At 64.5% G+C, this 26,907-nt stretch carries 28 protein-coding genes; 13 read left to right on the top strand and 15 right to left on the bottom strand.

Annotated features, from left to right (window positions below; genetic code table 11):
• Positions 1 to 6 precede the first annotated feature (6 nt).
• Positions 7 to 654 (top strand): hypothetical protein, encoded by a 648-nt coding sequence (locus ACX80A_RS05170; RefSeq protein ID WP_459258612.1) that lies wholly within the window; start codon positions 7 to 9, stop codon positions 652 to 654.
• A 41-nt stretch (positions 655 to 695) separates the two neighbouring features.
• Here ACX80A_RS05170 and ACX80A_RS05165 read toward each other — a convergent pair whose 3' ends face one another.
• Positions 696 to 1,526 (bottom strand): HAD family hydrolase, encoded by an 831-nt coding sequence (locus ACX80A_RS05165; protein ID WP_459258611.1) that lies wholly within the window; start codon positions 1,524 to 1,526, stop codon positions 696 to 698.
• A gap of 48 nt (positions 1,527 to 1,574) precedes the next feature.
• Entirely contained in the window at positions 1,575 to 2,861 is a 1,287-nt protein-coding gene (serS, locus tag ACX80A_RS05160; protein WP_459258610.1) for a serine--tRNA ligase, read from the bottom strand.
• Between the two features lie 72 nt (positions 2,862 to 2,933).
• Between serS and ACX80A_RS05155 the strand changes: the two genes are divergently transcribed.
• Positions 2,934 to 4,034, top strand: a complete 1,101-nt coding sequence (locus ACX80A_RS05155) for a diacylglycerol/lipid kinase family protein (RefSeq protein WP_459258609.1) — start codon at positions 2,934 to 2,936, stop codon at positions 4,032 to 4,034.
• On the opposite strand, the gene ACX80A_RS05150 is transcribed toward ACX80A_RS05155, so the two are convergent.
• The 4 genes from ACX80A_RS05150 to ACX80A_RS05135 all read right to left on the bottom strand — a co-directional run bounded on the left by ACX80A_RS05150 (position 4,031) and on the right by ACX80A_RS05135 (position 6,803).
• Positions 4,031 to 4,396, bottom strand: coding sequence for a hypothetical protein (locus ACX80A_RS05150; RefSeq protein WP_459258608.1), 366 nt, complete (start codon positions 4,394 to 4,396; stop codon positions 4,031 to 4,033). The two genes, ACX80A_RS05155 and ACX80A_RS05150, sit on opposite strands and share 4 nt — an antisense overlap.
• Positions 4,397 to 4,479: 83 nt before the next feature.
• Positions 4,480 to 5,454 carry a DNA topoisomerase IB gene (locus ACX80A_RS05145; protein ID WP_459258607.1) on the bottom strand — a complete coding sequence of 325 codons (975 nt, stop codon included), beginning with the start codon at positions 5,452 to 5,454 and terminating at the stop codon, positions 4,480 to 4,482.
• A 79-nt stretch (positions 5,455 to 5,533) separates the two neighbouring features.
• Positions 5,534 to 6,466: a prephenate dehydratase gene (gene pheA, locus ACX80A_RS05140; RefSeq protein WP_459258606.1), complete on the bottom strand. Its 933-nt coding sequence runs from the start codon at positions 6,464 to 6,466 to the stop codon at positions 5,534 to 5,536.
• A 10-nt stretch (positions 6,467 to 6,476) separates the two neighbouring features.
• Positions 6,477 to 6,803, bottom strand: a complete 327-nt coding sequence (locus ACX80A_RS05135) for a rhodanese-like domain-containing protein (RefSeq protein ID WP_459258605.1) — start codon at positions 6,801 to 6,803, stop codon at positions 6,477 to 6,479.
• A gap of 93 nt (positions 6,804 to 6,896) precedes the next feature.
• Here ACX80A_RS05135 and ACX80A_RS05130 point away from each other — a divergent pair, with 93 nt between their 5' ends.
• The 5 genes from ACX80A_RS05130 to pgm all read left to right on the top strand — a co-directional run bounded on the left by ACX80A_RS05130 (position 6,897) and on the right by pgm (position 13,076).
• Complete coding sequence (locus ACX80A_RS05130) at positions 6,897 to 7,649, top strand: Type 1 glutamine amidotransferase-like domain-containing protein (protein WP_459258604.1); 753 nt, start codon at positions 6,897 to 6,899, stop codon at positions 7,647 to 7,649.
• On the top strand, positions 7,646 to 9,067 hold the full coding sequence (locus tag ACX80A_RS05125; RefSeq protein ID WP_459258603.1) for an amidase: 1,422 nt from the start codon (positions 7,646 to 7,648) through the stop codon (positions 9,065 to 9,067). The genes ACX80A_RS05130 and ACX80A_RS05125 overlap by 4 nt, the downstream gene beginning before the upstream one ends.
• Before the next feature lie 74 nt (positions 9,068 to 9,141).
• The gene (locus tag ACX80A_RS05120) at positions 9,142 to 10,665 is read left to right on the top strand and encodes a long-chain-fatty-acid--CoA ligase (RefSeq protein ID WP_459258602.1); all 1,524 of its coding nucleotides are present in this window, start codon (positions 9,142 to 9,144) and stop codon (positions 10,663 to 10,665) included.
• Positions 10,666 to 10,731: 66 nt separating this feature from the next.
• On the top strand, positions 10,732 to 11,358 hold the full coding sequence (locus tag ACX80A_RS05115; RefSeq protein ID WP_459258601.1) for a class I SAM-dependent methyltransferase: 627 nt from the start codon (positions 10,732 to 10,734) through the stop codon (positions 11,356 to 11,358).
• Between the two features lie 83 nt (positions 11,359 to 11,441).
• On the top strand, positions 11,442 to 13,076 hold the full coding sequence (pgm, locus tag ACX80A_RS05110) for a phosphoglucomutase (alpha-D-glucose-1,6-bisphosphate-dependent) (protein ID WP_459258600.1): 1,635 nt from the start codon (positions 11,442 to 11,444) through the stop codon (positions 13,074 to 13,076).
• Between the two features lie 68 nt (positions 13,077 to 13,144).
• On the opposite strand, the gene ACX80A_RS05105 is transcribed toward pgm, so the two are convergent.
• Both ACX80A_RS05105 and ACX80A_RS05100 read right to left on the bottom strand, forming a co-directional pair.
• The gene (locus ACX80A_RS05105) at positions 13,145 to 14,512 is read right to left on the bottom strand and encodes an aldehyde dehydrogenase family protein (RefSeq protein WP_459258599.1); all 1,368 of its coding nucleotides are present in this window, start codon (positions 14,510 to 14,512) and stop codon (positions 13,145 to 13,147) included.
• A gap of 8 nt (positions 14,513 to 14,520) precedes the next feature.
• Positions 14,521 to 15,348 (bottom strand): SDR family NAD(P)-dependent oxidoreductase, encoded by an 828-nt coding sequence (locus ACX80A_RS05100; protein WP_459258598.1) that lies wholly within the window; start codon positions 15,346 to 15,348, stop codon positions 14,521 to 14,523.
• A 74-nt stretch (positions 15,349 to 15,422) separates the two neighbouring features.
• On the opposite strand from ACX80A_RS05100, the gene ACX80A_RS05095 reads away from it, so the two are divergent.
• The 4 genes from ACX80A_RS05095 (at position 15,423) to ACX80A_RS05080 (ending at position 19,305) form a co-directional block, all read left to right on the top strand.
• The gene (locus tag ACX80A_RS05095; RefSeq protein ID WP_459258597.1) at positions 15,423 to 16,751 is read left to right on the top strand and encodes a uracil-xanthine permease family protein; all 1,329 of its coding nucleotides are present in this window, start codon (positions 15,423 to 15,425) and stop codon (positions 16,749 to 16,751) included.
• A 5-nt stretch (positions 16,752 to 16,756) separates the two neighbouring features.
• A complete protein-coding gene (locus ACX80A_RS05090; protein WP_459258596.1) occupies positions 16,757 to 17,341 on the top strand; it encodes an RBBP9/YdeN family alpha/beta hydrolase in 585 nt (194 codons plus the stop codon).
• Positions 17,342 to 17,820: 479 nt separating this feature from the next.
• Positions 17,821 to 18,201 (top strand): DUF7793 family protein, encoded by a 381-nt coding sequence (locus tag ACX80A_RS05085; RefSeq protein WP_459258595.1) that lies wholly within the window; start codon positions 17,821 to 17,823, stop codon positions 18,199 to 18,201.
• A gap of 108 nt (positions 18,202 to 18,309) precedes the next feature.
• Positions 18,310 to 19,305, top strand: coding sequence for a phosphotransferase (locus ACX80A_RS05080; RefSeq protein WP_459258594.1), 996 nt, complete (start codon positions 18,310 to 18,312; stop codon positions 19,303 to 19,305).
• 110 nt (positions 19,306 to 19,415) lie between these two features.
• Here ACX80A_RS05080 and ACX80A_RS05075 read toward each other — a convergent pair whose 3' ends face one another.
• The 5 genes from ACX80A_RS05075 to ACX80A_RS05055 all read right to left on the bottom strand — a co-directional run bounded on the left by ACX80A_RS05075 (position 19,416) and on the right by ACX80A_RS05055 (position 22,892).
• Positions 19,416 to 20,210 carry a glycerophosphodiester phosphodiesterase family protein gene (locus ACX80A_RS05075; protein ID WP_459258593.1) on the bottom strand — a complete coding sequence of 265 codons (795 nt, stop codon included), beginning with the start codon at positions 20,208 to 20,210 and terminating at the stop codon, positions 19,416 to 19,418.
• A 2-nt stretch (positions 20,211 to 20,212) separates the two neighbouring features.
• Complete coding sequence (locus ACX80A_RS05070; protein WP_459258592.1) at positions 20,213 to 21,025, bottom strand: HAD family hydrolase; 813 nt, start codon at positions 21,023 to 21,025, stop codon at positions 20,213 to 20,215.
• Positions 21,026 to 21,108: 83 nt separating this feature from the next.
• Positions 21,109 to 21,339 (bottom strand): zinc-ribbon domain-containing protein, encoded by a 231-nt coding sequence (locus ACX80A_RS05065; RefSeq protein ID WP_459258591.1) that lies wholly within the window; start codon positions 21,337 to 21,339, stop codon positions 21,109 to 21,111.
• Positions 21,340 to 21,421: 82 nt separating this feature from the next.
• Positions 21,422 to 21,952 (bottom strand): YbhB/YbcL family Raf kinase inhibitor-like protein, encoded by a 531-nt coding sequence (locus tag ACX80A_RS05060; RefSeq protein WP_459258590.1) that lies wholly within the window; start codon positions 21,950 to 21,952, stop codon positions 21,422 to 21,424.
• A 13-nt stretch (positions 21,953 to 21,965) separates the two neighbouring features.
• Entirely contained in the window at positions 21,966 to 22,892 is a 927-nt protein-coding gene (locus tag ACX80A_RS05055; RefSeq protein ID WP_459258589.1) for a carbohydrate kinase family protein, read from the bottom strand.
• A 190-nt stretch (positions 22,893 to 23,082) separates the two neighbouring features.
• Between ACX80A_RS05055 and ACX80A_RS05050 the strand changes: the two genes are divergently transcribed.
• A complete protein-coding gene (locus ACX80A_RS05050) occupies positions 23,083 to 23,682 on the top strand; it encodes a DUF6318 family protein (protein ID WP_459258588.1) in 600 nt (199 codons plus the stop codon).
• A gap of 80 nt (positions 23,683 to 23,762) precedes the next feature.
• Here ACX80A_RS05050 and ACX80A_RS05045 read toward each other — a convergent pair whose 3' ends face one another.
• Both ACX80A_RS05045 and ACX80A_RS05040 read right to left on the bottom strand, forming a co-directional pair.
• On the bottom strand, positions 23,763 to 24,683 hold the full coding sequence (locus tag ACX80A_RS05045; protein ID WP_459258587.1) for an ROK family protein: 921 nt from the start codon (positions 24,681 to 24,683) through the stop codon (positions 23,763 to 23,765).
• A 98-nt stretch (positions 24,684 to 24,781) separates the two neighbouring features.
• Positions 24,782 to 25,681 (bottom strand): alpha/beta hydrolase family protein, encoded by a 900-nt coding sequence (locus ACX80A_RS05040; RefSeq protein ID WP_459258586.1) that lies wholly within the window; start codon positions 25,679 to 25,681, stop codon positions 24,782 to 24,784.
• A gap of 111 nt (positions 25,682 to 25,792) precedes the next feature.
• Here ACX80A_RS05040 and ACX80A_RS05035 point away from each other — a divergent pair, with 111 nt between their 5' ends.
• Positions 25,793 to 26,902: a GTP pyrophosphokinase gene (locus tag ACX80A_RS05035; RefSeq protein ID WP_459258585.1), complete on the top strand. Its 1,110-nt coding sequence runs from the start codon at positions 25,793 to 25,795 to the stop codon at positions 26,900 to 26,902.
• The last annotated feature ends 5 nt before the right edge of the window (positions 26,903 to 26,907 follow it).

The following is a 26,907-nucleotide window of genomic DNA, read 5'->3' as shown; positions in this document are numbered from 1 at the left end:
GAAGCCATGCTCTACGTTCTAACGATCAATCAGCGGGACTCCCGCGAGGTGGGGGACCTGGTCAATGATCTGCTGCGTGGGCTACGCCACGTCGACGCCGTGGTGCCGTTCCAGCGGTCGACCGGTGACGAGTTGCAGGGGGTTGTGGACAGCGCCTCGACCGCCGTCGACGTCGCTCTGAGCGCTCTCCGGCACCGTCGCTGGCACGTGGGAATCGGTGTCGGAGGAGTCAACCCACCGATCCCCCGGAATATCCTCGAGGCGGAGGGCTACGGGCTTATCTACGCGCGCCGCGCTGTCACCCGGGCCCAGAAAACCGGCGAACGGATTCCCCTTGCCGTGGAGGGACCGGATTCCGAAGTTGCGGCTGAGGCCGAGGCGGTGCTTCGCCTCCTCGGTCAGATTGTCTTCACCCGGACAGAAGCCGAATGGCACGTCCTCGACCTATTGACGCCGGGCGCCAGGGGGCAGCAACGGTTGATTGCCGCTGAACTGGGAATCACGACCCAGGCCGTCAGCAAGGCAGTTGTCAGGTCGCACTGGGTGGAGGAATGGGCCACCCGGCCGGCAGCCGCGAGGTTGCTCGACCTCGCCGCGGGACCGGTAGCGCTGCCGCCGGGGACGGTGCCCTACGAGTCGGGCCCCGCTTACTGACCGGCCGCGCCGCACCCCGGCAGATGAGGTGGGCGTGGGGACTAGACGAGCGTGCGGAGGACCTTGGCGGCGCCGTCGTCGGACACGCTGGCCGTCACCTCGGTTGCTGCTGCCAACACCTCAGCCGGTGACTGGCCCATTGCGACGCCGCGCGCAGCCCAGGAGAGCATCTCGATATCGTTCCGTCCGTCCCCAATAGCGACGGTATGCGACGGGTCTATGTCCAGCCGGCGGCGCAGGAGCTCAAGCGCACTCGCCTTGGTAACCCCGGCCGCTGCAATATCCAGCCAAGCCGTCCATCCCACGGAATAGGTGACACCGTGTAGGCCGATTGCCTCGACTGCCTCACCAAACTGCTCGGCGGTGCTGTCCGTACTGAAGACCACCACCCGGACCGCCGCGGCGTCAAGCATGTCATTAAAATCGACTGTCCGGGTCAGGGCCCCGAAGCTTGCGTCCTGGAACGGTTCGGTGGCGAGGAAGTTGCCCTCGTCATCTTCGAGGGCGTACTTGGCGGTTGGCAGGCGTTCCCGCAGCGCGACGAGAGCGGGCCGGGGATCAAAGGTAACGCGGTCAATAATGTCAAAACCCTGCGCCAGGGTGGGATCGACGCGGAGGGTGACGCCTCCGTTGGAGCAAACGCTGTAGCCGCGTGTGAGCCCGATGTGTTCAATGATGGGCAGCGCCGCACCAAGGGAGCGTCCCGTGGCGATAATGACCTCGTGCCCGGCGTCGACGACGGCCCGGGCGGCACTACGGACCTCATCGGTCATCTTTCCGTCGTGATCGACCAGTGTCCCGTCGACGTCGAGGGCGACGAGCTTACGGTGGGGCTGCTGGTCCTCGGTGCCGGCAGTAACAATTTCTTCCATTATCCAAGTGAACCAGATTCACCGGTCCGGCGGGCGGAGTGTGGAAGGTCAGGAGGCATCGAGCACCGGCAGGACGTCCAGCCCGCCCAGGTACGGCCTGAGTGCCTGCGGCACGGTCACCGAACCATCGGCATTCTGGTGGTGTTCGAGAATCGCGACTATCCAGCGGGTGGTGGCCAGCGTTCCGTTGAGTGTGGCGACCGCGCGGGTGCCCTTCTGCCCCTCCGGTTGCCGCTCACGAATGTTCAGGCGGCGGGCCTGGAACGTGGTGCAGTTCGAGGTGGAGGTGAGCTCGCGGTACGCGCCCTGAGTGGGGACCCACGCCTCACAGTCGAACTTGCGGGCGGCGGACATGCCCAGGTCCCCGGCCGCGGTATCGATCACCCGGTAGGGCAGCTCCACTTTGGCGAGCATCTCCTCTTCCCACGCCAGCATTCTGGCGTGCTCGGCGTAGGACTCCTCCTCGGTGGTGTAGGCGAACATTTCAACCTTGTTGAACTGGTGCACCCTGATGATTCCGCGGGTGTCCTTACCGTGGGAGCCGGCTTCACGGCGGTAGCAGGAGGACCAGCCAGCGTACCGGACCGGCCCGGCCGAGAGATCGAGGATCTCGTCGGAGTGGTAGCCGGCCATGGCCACCTCCGAGGTGCCTACCAGATACAGGTCATCTTCGGCAAGGCGGTAAATCTCGGCGTCGTGGGCCACATCGAAGCCGGTGCCCTGCATGATTTCGGGGCGGACCAGGGTGGGCGTGATCATCGGGGTAAATCCGGCCTGGACCGCCTGATCCATTGCCATGTTGAGAAGCGCAAGCTCCAGGCGGGCCCCAACGCCTTTGAGGAAGTAGAAGCGTGAGCCCGAGACCTTTGCGCCACGTTCCATGTCAATGGCACCGATGAGCTCGCCAATCTCAAGGTGGTCCCGGGGTGCGAAGCCTTCGCCGCTGAAGTCGCGTGGGACGCCGACCGTCTTGATGACTTCGAAGTCCTCCTCGCCACCGGCCGGCACGCCGTCCTGGATGGCGTTGGGCAGGCTGCGAAGGAGTGCGTCCTGCTCCTGCCGGGCGGCCTCAGCCGCAGCGGCCGCTGCCTTCACCGAGGCGGCGAGCTCCTTGACCTCCGCGAGCAGCGTCTGCTTCTCTTCGCCCTTGGCCTGAGCAACACGTTTGCCGAAGGCGTTCTGGTCTGCCCTCAGGGATTCGGCGCTGGTGACCACCTCCCGACGGCGGGAGTCGGCCGAGATAATCGCATCGATCAGGTCGACATCAGCACGGCGGGCGCGCTGTGACGTGCGGAATTTCTCAGGATTGTCGCGGAGTTCGTTAACATCGATCACGAACCAACACTATCAATGGCGCGGCGCGATGATGCCCCGACCTTGCCGCGGGGCGATACCCTGAAGGACATCATGCCACTCCGCCAAATCCTGTTGATTGCTTTGGCCTTGGTCGCGGCCGGTTCGCTCGCGAGCTGGTTGGGAGTGCGCCGGCTGCATTTCCGAAAACCACCCGCTCCTCACGCGGCACCTCCCCTTCCGGCGCCGACCGGTCGACAGCGCGTGGCCCTGGTGCTGCACCCAGGGAAACTCAATGCTGGGCTGGCACGCGAACTGGTTGAACTGGCCTGCGCCGAGGCTGCGTGGGATCCCCCGCTGGTGTTGGAGACCACAGTCTCGGACCCGGGCTTCGGTCAGGCCTGCCGGGCACTCCGGGAGGGGGCCGACGTCGTCATCGCCGCCGGTGGCGACGGGACGGTGCGGGCCGTGGCCCGGGCGATGGCCCATGAGGGCGCGGTCCTGGGCCTGATCCCGCTGGGGACGGGCAACCTGTTGGCGCGAAATCTTGGTATTCCGGTGTCGGATTTGGCCGCAAGTGTGCGCCACGCGCTCCATGGCGGGGGACGGCGAATCGACATGGGACGCGTGAAACTGCTGAACGACCGGACTGGCACAGGCACCGAGCACGTTTTCCTGGTAATGGGCGGGGTTGGCCTGGACGCGTTGGTTGTCGCGGCGACGCGGGACGTGCTGAAGGAGAAGTTGGGGTGGCTGGCCTATAGCGAAGCCGGGTTCCGTAGCCTCCCAGGCAAGCGGCAGCGGATGGGAATCAGCCTCGATGGTCAGCCGGCGCAAAGCAGAACCGTTCACAGCGTGCTCTTTGCCAATTGTGGGAGGCTTCCAGGCGGGATCGAGTTGATCCCCGATTCGACGCTCGACGACGGCTACCTGGATGTGGTGGTGATGAGTCCCCGGAGCATTCTCGGCTGGATCTGGATGGGAGCCAAAATTGTCTTCCGCCCGCGGAGCGTTATCCCGGTCATCAACTACTACCGGGCGCGGAGCGTCACCGTAACGGTCTCTGAACCCACGGAGACCCAGCTCGACGGCGACCTCTCGGGGGCCGTCACGTCCCTCACCATCAGTATTGATCCTGGTGCGCTGATCGTCAGGTCACTCCCTGCACCCGATCCCCAGCGCACCAGGCCAGTGGTGCGGCGGATTCGCGGCTAGCGGGAGCCGCCTTCGGTGTCGGCGTCCGTGTACTCACCCTGCGGGCCGGTACCATCAGACGGGTCTTCCTCGACGTCGGTGTACTCGCCCTCGTTTTCGGCGTCCTGCTCGCCCGTGAAACCGCCTTCACTGGCGCTTTTTTTCTGCGCACCAGTGTACCCGCCGCCGGGGACGGGCTCCAGGTTCTCGGTATCCGAATCGGGAAATTCGCCCTTCGCCTGGCTGTTGATGAGTTGCTGTTCCTCCGAGAACCGCAGGTCGTTGGCCTGGTCTCCGGCGTCTCCCCGATAATTGTCGTCGGAGGTGGCTCCGCCGCCCTCGTTCGGGGTGATGTCCCGTCCTTCGTTAGCCTGCTCGCTCATGATGCGCCTTTCGTTGAACGTTGCGCCAACGCTGGCGCCTTGAGTGAAGCCTACTGACGAACTGCTTCCGGTGGGAAGCATCCCTACGCTTTAAGCAGCCCGCGAACAGCTTTCTCGGAAGCTGAGTAGCTGGCAATCTCGATGACTTCGCCGACCATGAACCGATCGACCAGTCGTGGGTCCACATACGAGCGCTTCGCGACGGCCGGGGTGTTCCCGAGCCGCTCCGCCACCGCCCGCATGGTTGCAGCAACGGCTTTCTGCCGGGCGGTGCGACTGGTGGCCAGAAGGTCGCTGCGTGCAAGGTCCATGGCTGCGACAACTGTCGCCTGCCAGGTGCGGAAGTCTTTTGCGGTGAAGCCCTCGCCAGTGACCTGGCGGAGGAATTCGTTCAGCTGCGACGCGTCAACGCGGTGCCATTCGCCGTCGGCAGTCCGGTAGGCCAGGGCGGTGTCGGCCGGTTCGCGTTTAAGCATTGGCCGCATCGCCGCCGAAAGGTCGGCGTCCTCAACGGTTGACTCCCACTGTTGGCCACTCTTCCCGGGGAATCCGAAGGTAATCACTGAGCCCTTGATGCTGACGTGCTCAACTTGAAGGGTGGTGACTCCGAAGGACCCGTTCGCTTCGGCGTACTGCTCGGAACCGATCCGAAGCGATCCCGAATCGACGATCCGCAGTGCAGCGGCGAACGCGCGCTCCCGTGGGATGCCCTCACTGCGCAGATGGGTGGTGATGACCCTCCGGGCAGCCGGCAGCTTTTCCCCGAATTCCAGGGCACGATCAAACTTCTCGCGGTCCTTCTTCTGGCGCCACGCCGTGTGATAAACGTACTGACGCCGTCCAGCCGCGTCGGTGCCGAGCGCCTGGATATGGCCGTTGGAATACGGGGCAATCCAGACATCCTGCCAGGCCGGTGGGATAGCCAACTCCTTGATCCGCCGCAGCTCGGTGGCATCACGGAGTGGGGTTCCGTCGGGTGTCCGGTAGCCAAAACCCTTTGCGTGCCGGCGTCGGGTGATGCCCGGCTTTTCACAGTTACTGCGGCGAAGTCGAGGCATGGGTGCCACCTTTCCGGATCGAGAAGATCAGCCTACTGCGTATCTCTCCAGTGTGGGTGGATCACGGGCATGCCGCCGCCTAGTTGCCCGCGCGCAGCGAATCCACCCAGATCCGCGCCGCCCGGAACGCTTCATCGGAGGTATGCCGGGCAACCGAGTGTTCACGCCGGTCAGCCCTGGCGTAGGAACCCAGAAACCGCAGGTGGGGGCTAATCCTGTGCAGCCCCTGCAGTGCGTCTGCCACCCGGGAATCAGCGATGTGCCCCTCGGCGTCGATGCTGAAGAAGTAGTCACCGAGGAACTGGCCGGTGGGTCGGGATTCAATTCTGCTGAGGTTCACTCCACGTGCAGCAAACTGGTCGAGGATTTCCATCAGCGCGCCCGGATGATCCTCCGGCAGAGGGATGACCAGCGTCGTCTTGTCGGCTCCGGTGGGGTCGGGGAGCATGGTGGGCCTGCTGACCAGGATGAACCGGGTCACGGCGTCGGCCACATCCCCGATATGGCTTCCCAGGACCCCCAGGCCTAACCGTTCAGCCACGAGCGGGGAGCAGATCGCTGCATCATATGGGCAATCGGCCTCGAGAAGGCCCACGGCGGCCGCAGCAGTCGAGGAACCAGGCATATATTCCACATCAGGAATATGCTTGGCGGTCCACAACTGGCATTGAGCCCAGGCGTGACCATGCGTGGAAACGGTGCGAACGTCGGTCAAAAGCGTTCCTGGTTTGGCAACCAGAACGAAGCTGATGGGAACCAGCACCTCGCGGATGATTCGAAGTGGATCTCCCTGCGCGATTGCGTCCAGAGTGGCGCTCACCCCGCCCTCCACCGAGTTCTCTATTGGGACCATGGCGGCCTCGACCATGCCGTTACGCACCAGGTCCAGGGCTGCGTTGACGGTCGGTGCGGGAACCCGACGGGCGGCGTCAGCCCCGGGTACCTGCAGCAGGGCCGCCTCGGTAAAAGTCCCCTCGGGACCAAGGAAAGTGTAGGAGGCCGTAGAGATCATAGTTTCCAGCTCACAGGACGGTGGGCGGCTGAACGGTGTCCGAGACCATGGGGCGATCAGCCTCAAGCCATGCACCCATTCCGCCAGTGACGTTGACCGCAGAGTACCCGTTGGCTACCAGCCACTGTGCAACGCGCTGGGAACGGCCGCCAGTGCGACAGATGACGTGCAGGTCGGCGTCGGGGTCGAGCTCATCCAGCCGGGCGGGAATCTGCTCCATCGGAATATGCAGTGCCCCGTCGATGTGACCGGCGGCCCACTCGTAGTCCTCCCTGACATCCACCACAGTGGTGTCCTCGACAATTGAATCAATCGAGACATCCTCGAATTCACTCATCATTTATTCCCTTCCCATGGGTCATATTCCGCCCAAGCCTATAGTGGGAGAGGAACCTCACCCCACTAAGGTACGCCCAACCGGGAGGTAAGAATGACTGCTGATCGCCCCACCATCCTCGCGACGTCGGGCGGATACCGCCGGGGCCTCCGAGTCGACCTCGAATTCAATCTGCTCATACATCACGCCGTCGAGCTGGCGGGTGTCACCGGGCGAGCCCCGCGGGTCACCTATGTGGGCACCGCAGGCGGTGACTCACGGGAGTGGAATCAGCGTTTTACCGAGGCTGCCCGGATTGCAGGCTTTGATGCAGCATGTCTGAACCTGTTCACCATGCCGAATATCGATCCGATGGAGGATCACCTGCTGTCCCGGGACGTGGTGTGGGTTGGTGGTGGGTCGGTGGTAAACCTGTTGGCCGTCTGGCGTGTCCACGCCCTCGACCAGCTCTTTCACCGCACCTGGCAAGCCGGGGTGGTCCTCGGAGGGGTCTCAGCCGGTTCGTTGTGCTGGTTCCGCGGCGGAGCAACAGATTCATTCGGCCCCGAATTGCAACCGGTCATCAACGGCCTGGGTTTCCTGCCTTACGGCAACGGGGTGCATTACGACTCGGAGGAAGGCAGGCGCCCCCTCATCCACCGGATGGTGGCCGACGGCACACTTGGCGAAACGCATTGCTCCGACGACGGCGTGGGGCTGGTCTACCACGGCACCGCGCTGGTGGAGGCTGTCAGCGAAACCCCTGGCAAGAACGCCTACATTGTCCGGGCCGGCGCTGGGGATAGCGTCGACGCGGTGGCTGTCGAGGAACCACTGACGGCCAGGCTCCTGGGCAGAATCCAGTGACCGCACTCCACAACCTAACCGCGCTGGCTCAGCGGGACGCGATCGCGCGCGGTGAGCTGGGCTCCCGTGAATTGACCTCCCACTACTTAAGCCGAATTGACGAACTCAATCCGCGGCTGGGGTCCTTCATCACCGTGACCGCAGACCTGGCGATGCGCGAGGCGGCCGAAGCGGACGCCCGGCAGGCGTCGTCGGGCCGCTCGGACGGTCACCTGCCAGTGCTCCACGGCATGCCGCTGGCGCATAAGGACCTGACCGACGTCGCTGGCGTCAGGACCACGTACGGCACGGCGTCGATGGATCCGATGCTGGCTGCCACTGATTCTCCGCTGGCAGCCATTCTGCGTTCTGCCGGCGGCATCAGCCTCGGCAAGACCCAGGTGCCCGAATTCGGTCTGAGCTGCCACAGCGAGAACACCATTGCACCGCCGGCCAGGAACCCGCTCGACCCCTCGCTTAGCCCCGGCGGGTCCTCCGGCGGCAGCGCCGCCGCGGTCGCGGCCGGCATGATCCCGTTCGCGCCAGGAAGCGACGGCGGCGGGTCGGTTCGCATTCCGGCCTCGGCAACCGGCCTGATCGGGCTGAAACCCAACCGGGGGCGGATTCCTTCCCTATCTGGGCAGGCGGACCTAGGCCAGTTCGTGGTGGCAGGGCCCTTGGCCAGGACCGCCGCCGACGCCGCACTGCTGCTGGACGCGATGGTGGCCGAGCCCAATCACCGGGCCACCAGCGCCGTGCCGGGATCGGCGTCATTCCTCGACGCTGCCCTGCGGGCGGAGGGTAAGTTCCGGATCGGTGCCAGCACCGTCTCGCCCTTCGCCAGTGCCTATGACATTGTCCTGGACCCTGAGGCCGTGGCCGCCTACCAGCAGGGCATCAAGGCTCTCGGGGCTGCGGGGCACGACGTGGTCGACGCCGACATCAGCTACGATCCCCGCTACCATCAGGCCTTCCAGTTGGTCTGGACCGCCGCCCTGGCAGCCGCTCCCATCCCAACGGATCGCGAAGCGCTGCTTTCCCCGCTCGCCCGTGATATGCGACACCGTGCCTTGGGCCGCAGTGCGGCCGAGCTGGTCACCGCCATCGATATTCTGCGGCAGTTTGAGCAGCAGAGCATCGCCGACTACTCGCTGTACGACCTCATGCTGACGCCGGCGCTGGGCCAGACGCCCCGCCCGATCGGCTGGTATGACTCGGATGAGGGCGATGTCGATTACATGAGACAGTGCCAATACTCCCCCTACACGTCGATGGTCAATGTCTGCGGACTGCCGGCGATCACCCTGCCCACCCTGACCACCGATAGCGGCCTGTCCATGGGCATCCAGTTGATCGGACGCCCCAGCGCCGAGGCTCAACTGCTGTCGGTTTCGGCGCAGCTTGAGGCTCAGTGGGGGCGGACGCCCTCGTCGGTGTAACCGGTATTGCGCGCCGGCGTGCCATGAATGAGACTGTTACTCACCGGTAACCCGCAATGATCGAAGGAGATCACGTGCCAAACCTCGCCAACAACCTCGCTTCCACCGCCCAGGTGCACCCGGACGCGGTGAGCATCAAGCTCGACGACGTTGAACTTACCTTCGCGGCGCTGGACGGATGGAGTCAGCGGGTGGCCCGCCTGCTGGCGCAGAAGGGCGTGCGGGCCGGGGACCGGGTGGCGCTCATCATGCCCAATATTCCTCAAATGGCGTTTATCTATTATGGCGTCCTTCGGTTCGGAGCGGTGGTGGTCCCCCTCAATCCCCTCCTGAAGGCCCGCGAGGTGGCCTATCACCTGACCGATTCTGGCGCCCGTCTGGTCTTTGCCTGGGAGGGAATTGTCGGGGAGGCAACGAAAGGCGCAGAACAGTCGGCTGCTGATCAGGACGCCCCACTCGAGGTCATCACCGTTGACGGGGCGACGTTCATGCAGCAGTTGGGTGCAATAGAACCGGATCCGGCTGTCGCGACAGTCGATGCAGATGACACCGCCGTCCTGCTGTACACCTCCGGGACCACCGGACGCCCCAAAGGTGCCGCTCTGACTCACTCAAATTTGCAGCGTAACACCGAGATTTCGCGGGACCTGATGGGAACCAAGGTGGGCGACGTGCTCTTCGGCGGCCTTCCGTTTTTCCACATTTTCGGACAAACCTGCGCGTTGAATGCGTCGGTGCTGACCGGGGCCACGGTGACGCTGCTCCCCCGGTTCGAGCCCGGGAAGGCGTTGGAAATTATTGCGCGCGACCGCGTGACGATCTTCGAGGGCGTCCCCACGATGTACATCGCCATGCTGCGGCATCCGTCGGTCGCCGAAACCGACCTGTCGTCGCTGCGCGTGGCCGTATCAGGCGGGTCGGCGTTGCCGGTGGAGGTGCTTCACGAGTTTGAACGGGTCTTCGCTGCGGAACTACTCGAGGGGTACGGCCTGTCCGAGACATCGCCGATCGTCAGCTTCAACCGGCGCGGAACGATCCGCAAGCCGGGCTCGATCGGAATACCGGTGGACGGCGTTGAGGTGCGGATGCTCGACACCGACGGAGTCGAGGTGCCTACCGGGGAGGTGGGTGAGCTCGCTGTTCGTGGTCATTGCGTGATGAAGGGGTATTGGAACAACGCCGATGCCACGGCGGCCGCCATCCCCGACGGCTGGTTCCGCACGGGTGATCTGGCTCGGTTCGACGAGGACGGAGCCATCTTCATCGTCGACCGGAAGAAGGACGTCATCCTCCGTGGGGGTTACAACGTCTACCCACGCGAGGTGGAGGAGGCCCTCTATGAACACCCCGCCGTGGCGGAAGCCGCGGTCATCGGCGTACCGGATGACCTTCAGGGTGAGGAAATTGTGGCCGTAGTGGGCATCAAGGCAGAACTTACCCCGACCGACGACGACGCCCGGGAGCGGCTGAGCTCCGAAATCCTTGACTTCACCAAGGAGCGCGTTGCCGCGTACAAGTACCCCCGCAGGGTGGTGCTGGTGGAGGCCCTACCCAAGGGGCCGACGGGAAAGATCCTCAAGCGTGAGATCCAGGTCTAGCTGTCCCGGTACATCTAGCCTCGCCGCCGTTCATTCGGTAGGCGTAGGAAACGGGCAGGAAGCCGAATGGCCACACCAGAGGACCCAACCACCAGGGTGTTGCGTGCCTGGGAACAGAACGCTGAGAGCTACGACCGAAAGATCGCTTTTCTGGACCGGGTCTGGTTCGGTGGTGGCCGCGAATGGTTGGGGGCCCGGGCCGGGGGCCGCGTCCTTGAGGTGGCCATCGGTACCGGGCTGAACCTCCCCCATCTCCCGCCCACCGCCCAGGTCACCGGGGTTGACCTCAGCCCGGCCATGCTCGCCGTCGCAGTTGACCGGGCACGCCGCCTGGGCCGCGACGTTGACCTGCGGGTAGGCAACGCCGAACAGTTGCCGTTCGACGACGACTCGTTTGATTCGGTGATCTGTGGATTATCGCTCTGCGGGATTCCTGATCCGGAGGCAGCCGTCCGCGAGGCCTGGCGCGTGCTGGTGCCCGGTGGGAGGCTGCTCCTCCTCGATCACGTGGCGAGCACGTGGCCCCCGATCTACGCACTGCAGTGGCTGCTGGAGCGCGTCACCATCCGGACGGCCGGCGAGCACTTCACCCGCCGCCAGTTGCCCCTGGTGCAGGCTGCCGGGTTCGTCGTCGTCGAGGTGGAACGCCTCAAAGCCGGCACCATTGAACGGATCCACGCCCGTAAACCCTGAGCCCAGACTGGAGAGGGCCGAAACGCCCTGCGCATTTGCCACCCGGGGCTGTAATAGTCACAGTTCTTTGGCATGCTGTAGCAATGGCAAACCGAGCGGGCACAGTGGCCCTCCCTAGCGATCTCGTCAATGTTTCTTCGCTTCTGGACGCGTATTTCGACGTCGTCCCGGACCTGGACGACCCGGCACAGCGGGTGGCGTTTGGCACTTCCGGTCACCGCGGGTCCTCCCTGAAAGCCTCGTTCAACGAGGGGCACATCGCTGCGATCACCCAGGCGATCGTCGAATACCGGGCGGGGCAGGGCATCACCGGCCCCCTGTTCATGGGCCGGGACACCCATGCGCTCTCCGAGCCGGCCCAGCAGACAGCCCTTGAAGTCCTGGCCGCGAACAGGGTCACAGTCAAGGTGGACGCCCGCGGCGCCTACACCCCCACCCCTGCCGTCTCCCACGCGATTCTTGCCTACAACGCCCGCGGCGCGGATCAAGCCGACGGTATCGTCATCACCCCCTCACACAATCCGCCCGGCGACGGCGGATTCAAATACAACCCCCCGCACGGCGGACCCGCAGACTCGGACGCCACCAACTGGATCGCCGACCGGGCCAACACCCTGATGGAAGGCGGGCTCCGCGAGGTGCCGCGCGTCCCCGCCAGCCAGGCGCGGCAGGCGGACGGCATTGGAACCTACGACTTCCTGCAGCACTACGTCGAGGATCTGCCCACCGTCCTCAACCTTGAAGCCATCCGTGCGTCCGGTCTCCACATCGGCGCCGATCCGATGGGCGGGGCCGCCGTCGACTATTGGGGTGCCATCGGCGAAACCCACAACCTGAACCTGACCGTCGTGAATCCCGCCGTCGACCCCCAGTGGGCGTTTATGACGCTCGACTGGGACGAGAAGATCAGGATGGACTGCTCCTCGCCGTCGGCGATGGCCTCGCTGATTGCCCGCTCGTCGGAGTTCGACATCTCCACCGGGAACGACGCCGACGCCGACCGGCACGGGATCGTCACCCCCGATGCGGGCCTCATGAACCCCAACCATTACCTTGCGGTGGCCATCGACTATCTTTACCGGAACCGCCCGCACTGGCGGGCTGACGCCGTCGTCGGGAAGACCCTCGTCTCGTCGTCGATCATCGACCGGGTGGCCGCCGATCTGGGGCGGACCCTCGAAGAGGTGCCGGTGGGCTTCAAGTGGTTTGTGCCGGGTCTACTCTCCGGCGGGCTCGCCTTCGGTGGGGAGGAATCTGCCGGGGCGTCATTCCTGCGCCACGACGGCGGACCCTGGACCACTGACAAGGATGGCATTCTGCTGGCTCTGCTGGCCTCCGAGATCACCGCGGTCACCGGCCGCACGCCGTCCCAGCACTATGCCAGCCTGACCGACCGGTTTGGCTCGCCCGTCTACGCGCGGATCGACGCTGCGGCGTCACGGGAGCAGAAGGCAGCGCTCGGGAAGCTGTCCCCGTCGGACGTCTCGGCGACCACCCTCGCCGGCGAGGCCATCACCGCCCGGCTGACCACCGCGCCGGGCAACGGGGCGTCGATCGGTGGGTTGAAGGTCACCACCGAGAACGCGTGGTTCGCTGCCCGCCCGTCGGGGACCGAGGACGTGTACAAGATCTACGCCGAGTCCTTCAAGGGCGCCGACCACCTCAAGCAGGTCCAGGATGAGGCTAAGGCCCTGGTTGACGGAGTCATCGGCGGCTAATCTCTCCGCCGAACCGTGAGGTGCGGCGAAAGGAGTTCAGGGGTGGGGGCGTGAATCCCGCCGCCAGCTCAGAGGAGCCGACGCAGGAGCCACTTCTTCAGGGCGTTGTGCGGCGGGTAGGCCAATCGTAGGGTGTCGATTCCGGTGCCCTTGGACAGCACTCCGCGCAACTGGCTGAACGTGTCGAAGGAATAGCGGCCGTGGTAGGCGCCCGAACCGCTATCCCCCACTCCGCCGAAGGGCAGATCGGGCACCGTCAGGTGCAGGTTGCAGGCGTTATGGCCGATCCCTCCGGCGCGCACACGAGCCTCGAAGTCCTGCCGCGCCGTCGTCGTGTTGCTGAACAGGTATGCCGCCAGGGGACTGGGACGGGAGTTGATGAAGTTCACTGCCTCGTCCATCCCACTCACCGTCAGGATGGGAAGGATAGGTCCGAAGATTTCCTCCAGCATCACCGGGGAGTCCGGCGGGACATCGGTCAGCAGCGTGGGTTCGAGGTATCGGGTGGCACGGTCGTGAGCCCCACCGGCGTAGACGGTGCCGCCACTGAGAAGTCCAACCAGGCGATCGAAGTGCGGCTCGTTGACGATTCGCCCGTAGTCGGTGCTGCGTTGCGGATCCCTGCCGTAGAACTCGGCGAGCGCTTTCTTCAGGTGGTGCAGCAACTGCGTTTCCAGCCCCGCCTCGACGAGCACGTAATCGGGGGCCACACAGGTCTGGCCCGCGTTAAGGAACTTGCCGAAGATCAGCCGCCGGGCCACCGCGCGGAGGTTCCCATCCATCACGACGGCGGGAGACTTGCCTCCCAGCTCGAGCGTGACCGGTGTGAGCTGCTCGGCCGCGGCATGGGCGACGATCCTTCCGACGCGTGCTCCGCCGGTGAAGAAAATGGAATCGTAGTTGTGGGTGAGCAACTCGGTGCTTACCTCGGGGCCGCCTTCCACCACTTCCACAGCTGTGTCGTCACAGTAGAGCGGTAACAGCCCGGCGATGACCGCTGACGTGGCAGGGGCCAGTTCGCTCGGTTTCAGGACTGCACAGTTCCCTGCGGCGAGCGCTCCAACCAGCGGGGACAGCAGCAGTTGCACCGGGTAGTTCCAGGGGCCGATGATCAGCACCACGCCCAGTGGCTGCGCCTGTCGGTGGGCCGTCGCTGGCAGCAGCCCGGCTGGCACCGGCACTTGTTTGGCGCTGCACCACGCGGTCAAGTGCCGCAGGGCGTACTCGGCTTCGACCCTGACCAACGACAGCTCGGAAACCAGTCCTTCGAGGCGGCTCTTCCCGAGGTCGGCATGCAGCGCGTCGGTGAAGTCAGTCTCCCGCTCGGCGCACATGCGGATCAGCCCGTTGAGCTGGTCCCGCCGCCAGGCCAGCGGGCGGGTGGTCCCGGCATCGAACGTCCGGCGCAGCCGTTCCCCGGCCGTCGCTGCATCCACCCCCGAGTTCACTTTGCACGACCCGTGAAGTGCTCCATGGAGCTGTACACCTTGAACACGCGCCCGGCGATTACATCCCATACCGGCTGCGGCAAGATTCCACGTAGCGCACTGCCCAACGCCACCGACCATGGCAGCTGGAGCCGGGGACGCCCGGCAAGCACCGCCCGCCAGACCTTGTCGACGACGTCGGCCGGATCCATCAGGGGCGTGAACAGAGGACCTTTGGCCCCCTCAAACATGCCCGTCCGGATGTAGCTGGGGATCAGCGTGGTGACCTTAATATGACGGTGACCCGCCTCGAGCAGTTCGAGTCGCAGCGAGTCGCTCCAGCCGATGACCGCCCACTTCGATGCCGTGTAGACGCTCATCCGGGGCACCGCCAGGGTACCGGATGCTGACGCGACATTGAGGATGCGTGCCTCTGCCTGCGACGCGATGAGATCCGGCAGGAACGCCCGGGTCAAATGCATCAACGCAAGGGTGTTGATCTGCATGACCAGTGCAATGTCCGCCTCCTGCTCGTGCTCCCAGAAGTACTTCCCACGCACAATCCCGGCGTTGTTGATCAGTACCGCGGGAATCCCGACGTCGTTCCTGACGGCGGCCGCCGCCGTCGTGATCTCACTCAGCGAGGCAAGATCGACAACGTAGCTGTGCACAGACGACCCCGCTCCTCCGAGGGAATCGGCGGTCGCGTGGAGCGCACCGGCGTCAACATCCCAGAGGACGACGGCGGCGGCCCGCTCCCGGACCGCGCGTTCGGCATACAACCGGCCCATCCCGCTGGCGGCTCCGGTGATGAGGACTGTGCGGCCTTCGACAGTGAATGACATGAGTGCAACGTAACATCACGCGGCGGGCGGTAGGATTTCCGACAGATCACCCCACATCTTTGGAAGGCACAGCCATGAGCAGGCTCGGTACGTCTTGGACACTCCACGGCGATGGGAAGAATGTCCTGCCGGGACAGTTTGTCGCCCCGGACGAGCGGCTCAGCTGGCCCCGGACGGTCGGCATCGGCGCACAGCACGTGGTCGCGATGTTTGGCGCAACGTTCCTGGTCCCGCTGATCACCGGGTTCCCACCCGCGACCACCCTCCTGTTTTCCGGCATCGGGACCATCCTGTTCCTGATTATCACCGCAGGAAAGGTCCCCAGCTACCTCGGGTCTAGCTTCGCCTTCATCGCGCCGATTGCCGCCGCCCAAAGCCAGCACGGCGCAGCGGGCGCGCTTGGCGGGATCATCATGGCCGGTGCGGTCCTCGCCATCATCGGCGCGGTCGTGCATAAGGCAGGGTCCCGGTGGATCCAGGTGGTGATGCCGCCGATCGTCACCGGTGCCATCGTGGCGCTGATTGGCCTCAACCTGGCCCCCACAGCAAAATCCAGCTTCGAGCAGGCGCCCCTGACCGCGCTCATCACCGTGGTGGTTATCCTCCTGGTGACCGTCCTGCTCAAGGGGATCCTAGGGCGACTATCAATCCTCGTGGGCGTTGTCGCCGGTTACATCGTCGCCATGCTCCGCGGGGAAGTGGATTTCACCGCCATCGGCGATGCCGCCTGGATCGGCCTTCCTCCGTTCCAGACCCCCGAGTTCCACCTGTCAGTGGTGGGATTGTTCATCCCGGTTGTCCTGGTGCTCGTCGCCGAGAACATCGGGCACGTGAAGTCGGTGGCGGCCATGACCGGGCGCGACCTCGACCCCGTGACCGGTCGCGCCCTGATGGCCGACGGCCTCGCCACCATGCTCGCAGGGTCCGGCGGCGGCTCCGGTACCACCACCTATGCGGAGAACATCGGCGTGATGGCAGCGTCCCGGGTGTATTCGACGGCCGCCTACTGGGTGGCCGGAATTGTCGCCATTCTCCTCAGCCTGTTCCCGAAGTTCGGTGCGCTGATCGCCACCGTCCCACCAGGCGTCCTGGGCGGCGCCGGAGTGGTGCTGTACGGCATGATCGGCATCCTTGGAGTCCGGATCTGGGTGCAGAATCAGGTCAACTTCTCCAACCCCATCAACCTGTCGACCGCTGGCGTTGCCCTCGTCGTTGGGATCGCCAACTTCACCTGGACTATTGGGGAACTCACCTTCGAAGGCATCGCCCTCGGTACAGCCGCAACCCTCGTGATTTACCACGGAATGAACAGTCTCGCCCGCTGGCGGGGCAGCGAACATGTCACCGGTCCCAACGACGTCGACGCCTCCGACAAGGGGTCCCGCCCGTCGAAGCTGGGCTGAGCCGAATGAACATCTTCGTGGTCCACGGATACCAGGCGTCACCGGGTGAGCACTGGTTTCCCTGGCTCAAGTCCCGCTTCTCGACGCTTCGGGACCGGGTGACCGTGCTGGAACTACCCACCCCGAACGAGCCCACCACTGCAGGGTGGACAGCCGCACTCCACGCGTCGATCGGCCATCCGTCGGCGGAGACGGTGATCGTCGCCCACAGCCTCGGCTGCATCACGGCTCTTCGCTACCTGGCGTCCCTGGAACCGGGCTGGTCGCTCGGGGGCCTGATCCTTGTCGCCGGGTTCGCCCAGCCCATCGACTCCCTCCCTCTCCTCGACGGCTTCACCGCCGACAGCGGGTTTGTCGATGAACTGGTAATACCCCGGTGCACGGTCATCGGATCGGACAACGACCCGGTGGTAGCTCCGGCGATTACCGCCAGTCTCGCGAGCAGGCTCGGTGGCAGGCTGGTCGTCGTCCCCGGGGGCGGGCATTTCGGGTCCGACGACGGCTACCGGACCTTCGCCGAGGTGGAGACCGAACTTGTTGGACTGCTCGCTCAAGCCTCAAGGGCTACCCTTGAGAATCCGGCGGGGTAAAGGCTCGCCCGCGTCACGAGGTTAGGCTGAGGAAATGAGCGGACCGATGCAGTGTGTCTTCCTCAACGGAACTGTGGGGGCGGGAAAGACGTCCGTTGACCAGGCAGCCTCGACCATCCTGACCGCCGATGGAGTACCTTATGCGGTAGTCGATCTGGACTGGTTACGATTCGCTTGGATGCCCCACTCACCACGGTCCGAAACAGACTACGCCGTCGTCATGGCTCCCACGACCCGGGATTGGAGTGGCATCTACACCGTGCAGGCGAGCTACAGGCGATCTTGGAGGAGGCAGGCACTGCCGACGCTGCCATTTCGACCGAGGGCCTTGGGGTTAAGCAGGCGACCGCGACCGTCGTTGGGTTTAGTCAACAAGAATTTATCAGGAGTGAACACATCCAAATGAGCGCCTGCGACGAAGCAATCAGGAAGTACTTACTTTAAGGTTCAATGGAATTGCTAAAACTTCGGGGCGTATTATGAACAATTCTTCTCCCACTTTCACTGAACGCTGTGCAGTCGTCGACGAAACACAACGGCTCACCTTGCGTGAAGACGGCATCCTGCACGTGTGGTGGCACCCTTCCACCGTGGTGACGGTCGGCGAGGCCCGAGCCGCCCTCGACGCGTCCCTCCTCAACCCCGGAACCCGCCGGATTCTCATGAGCATGACAGCTGTGACATTCACCAACGCCGCCCGCCGCGCCTTCTGCGATGAGGAGGGGATCTCTGCCATTGCTCTGGTTGGGGAGGATCCAGTCGATCGTGTGGTTGCAGCGTTTGCCGACAACGCTGCACACCCAGCCCGGTTCTTCACTTCCGAACGCGACGCAATCGACTGGCTCGAAACCTTCGTTTGATCGGCGGGCTGTACCCACCGATGCCGCCTCCTGTGCGGCTGACGGTGCCTAAACTGGTGTGATGCTAAGGATCGGGTTACTGGACGGGTTCAGTCGGGAGACCAGTTGATGGATCTGCAGCAAGTCTGGACGTCACGGGAGTGGCGTATCGGTGTACAGCAGTGGATCACCCAGGTGCTCGAAAGCTGCAACCTCACGCAGACCGGGCCCCTGGAGCCGGCCCGGACCCGGTTCTGGTCCACCCAACTCACCGTGTCAACCAATCATGGACGGCTCTGGTTTAAGGAGAACAACCCCGGTCAGTTTACGGAGGCCACACTCGTGGCCCGCATGTCCGAACTGGTGCCCGACCATGTTGTGGCACCCCTGGCCATCGAACCAGCCAAGGGCTGGCTGCTCACCCCTGACCATGGGAAGACCCTCGCCTCCCTCAATTCGGCGGACTACCAACTATGGGTCCGGGTGGCGAAGGACTTCGCTGATCTCCAACAGCAACTCATTCCACACGGCGCTTCGCTGGCCGCTGCAGGCCTGGTCAGCATGGATCCAGGAATTGCCGGGAACTTCGCCAGCAACCAACTGCTCCTTCACACGGGCCTACCCCCCGAGCATCCCCTGCACCTCTCAGCGCAGGCCGCCGACGGCGTCTTCGCCAGCATCCCGGCCCTTGAGCAGGCTGCCGCAATCGTCCTGGCATCAGGAGTGCCCCTGAGCCTTGAACACAACGACCTCCACTCGGGCAATGCCTTCATCCCGGGAACTACCACAGCCCCACTACGGTTCTTCGACTTCGGTGACTCCTATTGGGCGCACCCCTTCAGTTCGCTGTATGTTCCGCTGACCGTGATGCAGGAACAGTGGCGAACCACAGTTGACGACCCGCGGATCCAGCAAGTAATCACGGCCTACCTGGAGTGCTGGACTGACTATGCTCCGGTGGCCGAGCTGCGCCTAGCGGTCGAGCCTGCCCTCCAATTGGCGCGGATTCACCGATATGGGTCCTGGCTACGGCTTCTGATTCACGCCGACGACGCATCGATGGCTCAGTACGGCCCGCGCGCCCTCGAATATCTGAGAACGCTGACCGACCCGGTCCTTCGGTAGGCCACGCGGGGCCAGGAAAGTGCCGCAGCTGCAGGATAGTGGTTGGCAAGCAGCGCACCTGCGGGTGAGGCACTCTTCTCTGGCCGTAGGACGGGACAACCGGACCGGGCTCAGGTGCTCTGGGGCCACTGCCCGCGGGAATGCATGGCGGTGGCCAACCGATCTGCGCGATCGGACACCAGGCCGTCCACACCGCCGCCCAGCGATAGCAGCCGGTCCATCGACTCGACGTCGTTGATAGTCCAGACATGAAGCGGCAGCCCGGCCTTCTTGCACCGTCTGATGAAGCGTTCGGTCACCACCACAACCCCGGCGTGCTGCACGGGCACCTGCAGGCAATCGACCCGAGCCAGGCGGGCGAGTCGCCGCGTCTGGCCTAGCGGGCTCAGCAACCACAGCGACGCCGACCATACCCTCCCTGCCGACGATGCCACCGGCCGGGACAACAGTTTCAGCACCCTGAGCCGCCGCCGATCCGAAAAGGACGCAACCAGCACCCGGTCATGAGCACTCCACCGTTCCACCAGCTCAACAAAAGGCTCCACTGAGGCGTCGTCCTTGATGTCGATATTCAATTTCATGGTTGGCCACCGGATCAGTACCTCCTCCAGGGTGGGAATCGGTTCGACGCCCTGGACGAGGACGGCCGCCAGTTCCTCCACCGTGCGATCGGCCACCGGCCCGACGGCATCGCAGACGCGGTCCAGCAGCTCGTCGTGGAACACCATGACCACGCCGTCGCGGCTGGTGCGGATGTCAATCTCCAGATAGCCGAAACCCAGCTCGACGGCGGCGGCGAAGGCGACCATGGAGTTTTCCAACCCGTCGGGCGAGAACCCGCGATGCGAGAGAGCCAGCCTCCGCTGCTCCCCGCCTGGTCCAACGTTCCGCAGGTAGGGCAGCATCCCTAGCGGGCGGCCTTGAGTGCGGCGAGGCGTTCCTCAAGAATCTGCGCCACGCCGTCGTCCTCGAAGGCCGGGGCTTGCAGATCGGCGGCAGCAATCGCTTCCGGGTGCCCGGAGGCCATGGCGTATCCGGTGCCGGCCCAGTCCAACATTTGCACGTCGTTGGGCATGTCTCCGAAGGCGACGACGTCAGTCTGGCTGATCCCGCGGCCCGCGGCAAATTCGGCGAGGGTCACTGACTTGTTGATGCCTGGCATCGACATCTCAAGCAGGGCGATGCTCGGTGCCGAGTGGGTGGCGGTAACCAGGTGGGCCACTGCTGGGCGGACCGTATTCAGGAAGTGATCAGGCAACACCTCGCGTTCCCTGGCCAGGAATTTGATCACTCGCTCTCCCGCGAGGGAATCTGCGAGCGGCATGGCCACGGCTCCGGCGAGCAGCTCCACCGAACCCTCTTCAGCAAACCCGTGTTCAATGTGGAAGCCGCCCACAGTTTCGGCGGCAAACGAGGCGGCGGGGTAAAGATTAAGGATGATCTCGCGCGCCGCCAGAATGTTGCTGTGCTCCAGCAGGTGAGCGCTCAACACCTTCTCGTTGTGAAGGCTGTAGGTCACTGCACCGTTGGAGCAGATGACTGTGCCGCGGTGTCCCAGTTGCTCACGCAGCGGGTCCAGCCATCGCGGTGGCCGGCCAGTGACAAAAACCACTTCGACTCCCGCATCCAGGCACGCCTGAAACGCTTCAACTGTCCGGGGACTGATCTTGCCGTCGTGGCCGACGATCGTTCCGTCCATGTCGCTGGCGACCAGGCGCATGCAGGTACTCCTTTATAAACGGGCGGCTCAAGCAGCAAGGTAATCTAAGCCTACCCGTGGCAGCTAGTGCCGGACCGCCCAGATCAGCCAGCTAGCGCCTCTTTCTCCCGTTTGGAAAGCGCAGTCGAGCCACCACAGTTGGAACAGGTGGTGCCGTAGCGGCGCCGGGTAGTGAACAGGGGAATGAAGAACAAAGTGAAGCGGGTAGCGCGTTCCTCGACCCGCTGCGCGACATGCTGGTTGCAGTACTGGCACGTGCTGGGAAAGCTGAACAAGTGCCGGACAGCGGTCTTGAAACCAAACAGGATGAACATAAGCCGATTTCCAGTCTTTGGGTTGAGTAAGGCGTCCTGGGTGAGGCCGGTGACTGCCGCCTGGGACAGCCGATGAAGTGACCTACTGCTCGAACGTGGGGATCAGCCGGGCACGTCCCAGGGTATGGGAGAAGAGGTTGAATCCGAGGAAGGCGTTGCTGCCTTCCGCTGGCACCTCCAGGTTCTCCACGTCTACTGCATGCACCACCACGTGATAGTGGTGCGACCCATGGCCAGCCGGAGGCGCAGCACCGATGAAGCCACTGAAGCCGCCGTCGTTTTTTAACTGGATGGCACCCTGGGGCAGGTCGGTGCTGCCGTCCACGCCGGCACCGGAGGGCAGAGACGTGGTGCTCACCGGAACGTTGAAGACCGCCCAGTGCCAAAACCCGCTGGCCGTTGGAGCGTCCGGGTCGTAGACCGTCACGGCGAAGCTTTTGGTCCCCTCAGGGAACCCGCTCCAGGACAGCTGGGGTGACAGGTCCGTCCCGCCTTCGATGCCCATCGCTCCCGAGGCGTGCCTGACGTCCAGCGGCTGGTTGTGCTCGACGTCGGTGCTGGTGAGGGTAAATTCGGGGACTGCGGGGAGGTCGGCGTAGGGATCGCGGGTCATTATTGCTCCTGGTTCACTGGGGGTCTGCTACTAGCTCGCTGCGTACGGGTGGATTCGCACCGGCGCGTGAGACGGTCACGGCCGCCGCCTTTGCTGCATAGGCGAGAACTGCTTCCAACTGTTCAACGGATATGTGGCGCAGCTCATTCCGCTGGGGCGCGCCGACCAGACCGCGGTCCACCAGCGAGCCCAGCAGCGCCGACATGAACGAGTCCCCTGCGCCGACAGTGTCCACCACCTGGGTGGCGGGAGCTGGGACCGAGGTTTCGCCGCGGGTGACGACGGCCCACGGCCCGAGGGAACCACGCGTCACCACCACCATGGCTGGTCCGCGTGCGATCCACTGGCGGGCTGTGTCAAACACGGTCTGGCCCGGATAAAGCCATTCAAGATCCTCGTCGGAAGCCTTGACAACGTCGGCAAGCGCAACAAATTTCTCGGCCTGCGCTCGGGCGAAGTCCACGTCGGTGACGATGCTCGGCCGACAGTTCGGGTCGTAGGAGATAGTGGCCAGCGGATGGGCATATTGGACGACGGCGAGCACCTGGGTTGCACCCGGCTCCAGCATGGTGGCAATTGAGCCGGTGTGCAGGAGGGAGGTGCCGTCGAGGATCTGGTCCTTCTGCTCACGGACGGTGGGCAGGTCCCACACGAGCTGGAAGGTGTAGGAGGCTCCGCCGGCTGGATCCAGGCGTGCGGTGGCAATACTTGTGGGGTTATTGTCTGGCCCCATCGGAGTCAGCACCGAATTGCTGCTCAGGTGCTCGTGGATCATCCGGCCGTACTCGTCGTCCCCCCAGCGGCCGATGAACCGGCAAGGATGTCCCAACCGGGCCAGCCCCACGGCCACGTTCATAGGGCTCCCACCCACATGGGCGCGAGGTGAGGCGACATCGCTGATGACTTCGTCTATGAGGGTTTCCCCGATCACGGTGAGCACGCTAACAAGTTAGCATCCTCACCGATACCCGGCCCAGCCGCAATCAGAAAATCGCGATGCCACCGGTGCCTAACTCCTGTGATCTCAGGCACAGTCAAAGGATCCCGAGCCTAGTTGCCTAAGGCTACGGCTAGGATGGGCCGGTACGCCGCCTTGAGCGGGACCAGATTTTACGACCTTTGGGGATCCCATGAAGATCAAAAATGCCGCGGCCATCGCCGTGATCGCACTCGCCACGCTGACGGCGTGCGGCGAATCCACCGAATCCGCTGCCCGTTCGGAGGCTGCAGCGCCCACCCCCGCGAGCTCAACCGCGCCCGCGCAGAACATTCAGCCCCCGGAGACCAACGACCTCATGGCTGAGGCGAGTCCCGAAGGCGCGCGGGCATTCCTCCACCACGTCTTCGAGTTGAAGTCGTACAACCAGCGGACCGGTGAGACCGAACAGCTCACTGCCGCCCTTGATGGCGCCGGAGCCGCCACCGCGGAGGCCGAAAAATTTGCGACCATCTACGACGATGGCGGCTGGATTCTCGGTGGTCAGCCGAAGGTCAAGCAGATCATCGTCACCACACCCGCTGATGAGGTGGCCGAAGGTGTAAAGGTTGACGCACTGATAACCGTCAATCCCGACGCGTTTACCTCGTTCGACGAGGCAGGCGAGATCCAGGAGACCCGCCCATTCGACCCAGCCGGCACCATCTACTCGGCAACGGTTGTCTACACGGATGGCACCTGGAAGGCCACCTACCTCGAAGAAACACCCGACGCCGAAATTCCCTCAGAGTAACCCGGCTCCGGCTGTCAGCACACGCCGTTGACAGCCGGGTCAGGTGCTCCCAGCAGCCCTGGCCGTCGGTTCGATCACTTTCACGCAGTATCGCTCTCACGCAGTGCCGCCCAGTAGGCCGCCCCCACCAGCGCGGCGTCGTCGGGCAGGATTGCCTGCTTGATTCTGAAATTCGCCAGACCCTGGTCCGCGAGCCGCAGGCCGGCGCGGATGGCAGGCTCCACCAGGTCCCAGGACCTGGACATGGATCCACCGATCACCAGAATCCCGGCGTCGAAGCGCTTAAGCACCACCGCCAGTGTTTCCCCGAGGGCACCAAACGCGTCGTCAAGCACCCGCCGCGCGGACTCGTCACCGGAGCGGCCTAGGTCCGCGATGGTATGAACGTCGGGACCCGTTGCCGGATCCACCCCGGTAGCCTCAGCGAATGCGGCCCGGATGGCCCGACGGGACACGGTGTTTTCCAGCGGGGTGCCCCGGTACAGCTCGTGATGGATGCTCCCATCCGGGGAGACGGTCGGCCCGGTACTTACGGGTATCCCGTTGACCAGGAAGGTTGACCCGACGCCGGTTCCCAAAGTGATGCACACGGCACGGTCAATACCCGGGGCGGCGCCGAGGGCGTATTCGCCAATCCCGAAAGCATCGGCGTCATTAAGGAAATGGATAGCGCCGGGCGTCGGTGTGATCCGCTCCATCAGGGCTGCACCGAGGTCGAAGCCGTTCAGGCTGTCAAACTTCCCCACGTGTTCGAATCGGCCGATCCCCTGGTCGTAGTCGAATGGTCCGGGGATCGCCACCGACCAGGTGGCTCCCGGTGCTCCCCCGAGCGCATCGGCGGCAACTCCGATTTCCTCAACCAGGCTCGCCGCGGTGCCTTGGGCCTGCAGGTCGACCCGGGCCAGTGATTCCCGGTCAATGCGCCACGTTCCGGATTCCACCAGAGCGGCGGTGAGGTGGGTGCCCCCAATTTCAAGCACGGCAATGGTGGTGCCACTCATCGATGGGCGCCTTTCAGTCGGTCTGATTACGGTATCCCCGAACCCAGGCCAACAGTAATTCGTTGCGGCCTGTGCCTGGTCCGGGCAGCCAACGGTTCCTACGCCGCCATGAGCCGATCCACCGCCTGCACCACCCGTGTCCAGGCGTCGGTTCCCGGCGTGATCATGGCGAAGTGATCGCCGGGAATCATAATTAGCTCAGCATCCGCTCCAGCGGCATCTGCCGCGGTCACATAGCTCTCCGACTGGCTGAGCGGCACCGTCGAGTCCTCCTCACCGTGGAGGGCCAGCACCGGAACGGCGAGGGGAATCCCGGTCATCGGATCGGCCAGCCGGTATCGTTCTGGACCTTCGGCCGGATCTACGCCCAACAGGTTGCTGACTGCTCCGCCGCCCAACCCCAACCCGTGGGCTTCCGTAAGGTTCAGGACACCCGACTGGCTGACGACGCCGGTCAGCGGCACCAACGGTGTCCCAGCCCCCGGTGCGCCGCTGGGAAGGGTTGACCGTCCCGCGGCCCAGACCGCCAGGTGGCCGCCCGCCGAATGACCGAGCGCTGTAGTTGTACCCAAATCGAGGCTGTGCTCAGCCGCCGCCGTCGCCAGAAGGTCTATCCCGGCACTCACATCGTCGAAGGTCTCCGGCCAGCCACCGCCGTTACCGGCTCGCCGGTATTCAAGATTCCAGCAGGCGTAACCGCGGGACGCCAGGTCTTCGGCAAGGGGTTGACCCAAATCCAGTCCGTAGCCGGCACCCCAGTAGCCGCCGTGAATGATGACGACGGCGCCCGACCGGCGTTCGCCCAACGGGAGGTACAGCTCGGCGAACTGGCTCGGATCGTCACCATAGGCGTAGCGCTGGGGTGTCACGGGGTCCTCCGGATTCTTGGTGGGGCCAGCCGATCCGCCGGGGGCACAGCCCGCGAGTGCGGCCGCTGCACCTGCGGCCAGAAGAGTGACAGCGGCACCCAGCAAGGTGCGTCGGGAAAGGTTGTCCACATTGGAAGCGTAGCCCAGGGGCAGATCGGCGGCCCGCTCTAGCCAGCGCTCCAGCAGGACTGTCCGACCCGGCCGATAGGATGGCCTGAAGCCATCGTCGGAGGAGTCTTAATGAGCGCCTGGGATCAGTTGGATGACCGTCTCCGCCCCGCGGTGGAAGCGAGCACCCGCGAATTTGATCGGGTGCGCCCGCACCTTGAAGAAGTGACCCGGCAGATGCAGGCAGGGATCCAGGAGATCTTCGTCGGCTCCGAGTTGAGCCCCCTGTTTGTCACCGCCCGGACCAAAACTGTCCAGTCGTTCCGCGATAAGGCCTCCCGGATGCTCGCCGCAGCCGTTCCAGGGGATCTCCCCACCCTGGTGTTCCCAGATCCGCTGCGCAACCTGACCGACGTCGTCGGGGTCCGGGTGATCACCACCTTGCCGCACGAGGTTGACGTTGCAGCCAACCTGATCAAGCGACAACGCCAGGAATTCGACTGCCGCGGAGACCGCGAAAAGGACATCGGCACCATCGAGTCCGGCACCTATGGCTACTCCAGCCGGCACCTGATCCTGAGGACAATCCAGAGCGACGCCGTCAAGGAGTACCAACGGGCCCTTGATCCTGCGGCAAAGGCGGGCGGCAGTTACATGCTCGAGGTGCAGATTCGCACCGTGCTCGCGCACGCCTGGTCAGAAATTGAACATGACATCCGGTTCAAGGCCTCCAACCCGCGCGCCTGGAGCCCCTACTTCGACCGCCAGTTCACCGGCACCGCGGCAATGCTCGAATCGGTGGAGTCAGCATTCGCCGAACTCCACGAACGGTATGAAACTGTCACCGGGTTCTGGGACGAGGACGGCGAGGGAAGCGCCCCCCTCACCCCCAACCGGGTGCGGGACGTCTGGCAGACTTTACTCCCCCACGTCGACCGGAAGTCCGACGACAACTGGGGTTGGGCGGCCGAACTGCTCGCCGCTCACGGACTGACGACGACGACGGCCCTCGCCTCGTTACTCCAGGCGGACACCATCACCTCGGTACGCCGTGCATTGGACCACCGGTACTCGCCCGGCCCGGACCGGCTCCTCGACGACGTGCTGCTGTGGCACTACGGCGAACGCCACATCGACCTGACTGCCGAGGCTGCGGACGCCGCCGTCTCGCCGCGACGCGATAGTTTGCAGCGCAGGCATCGGCAGATGGCCACCTACCGGGCTCTCAAGGCCGGCCGGTAACGCAG

This window comes from Arthrobacter sp. TMN-50, from assembly GCF_054511125.1.
This window is presented reverse-complemented; position numbering and strand designations above follow the sequence as displayed.